Here is a 649-nt window from a genome sequence, read left to right on the forward strand (position 1 = left end):
AATGTTTTTAAATAAAGTTGTTAAACGGTTTAAAAAATAGTTAAAAATAAGTTTGACAAGTTTAGATTGGGTCTGTAGTATAGTTCGTCTGCTTAGGGCGGTAGCGAAAAGCTTCGCAGAATTATCTCCCTAATGTTCTTTAACAAATTAATCTTAAGTAAGTTTGTATGGGGGCTTGTATTTGTTTGCGTGAGCAAAAGAATAGAAGTCTAACCAAACAATTCCAGCATCTATTTTTTTATAATGGAAATAGAAGCAGTAATTGAGCAGTAACGAAAGTTACATGGTTAGATCGAAAGATTTAAACATTATAAAGATTGAACTGAAGAGTTTGATCCTGGCTCAGATTGAACGCTGGCGGTATGCTTAACACATGCAAGTCGAACGGCAGCACGAGGAGAGTTTACTCTCTTCGGTGGCGAGTGGCGGACGGGTGAGTAATGCATAGGAATCTACCTTTTAGTCTAGGATAACTACCCGAAAGGGTGGCTAATACTGGATGTGGACTATGGTTTAAAGCAGGGGACCTTCGGGCCTTGCGCTAAGAGATGAGCCTATGTGGGATTAGCTAGTTGGTGAGGTAACGGCTCACCAAGGCGACGATCTCTAGCTGGTTTGAGAGGATGATCAGCCACACTGGGACTGAGAC

General features: G+C 41.1%; 1 rRNA gene. It reads left to right on the forward strand.

The annotated features are described in order from the left end of the window. Positions 1–319: 319 nt before the first annotated feature. Positions 320–649: ribosomal RNA gene (locus FK530_RS27560) — 16S ribosomal RNA — on the forward strand; the annotation flags it as partial.

It is taken from the genome of Tsukamurella conjunctivitidis, assembly GCF_007858475.1.
Lineage (GTDB): Bacteria > Actinomycetota > Actinomycetes > Mycobacteriales > Mycobacteriaceae > Tsukamurella > Tsukamurella conjunctivitidis.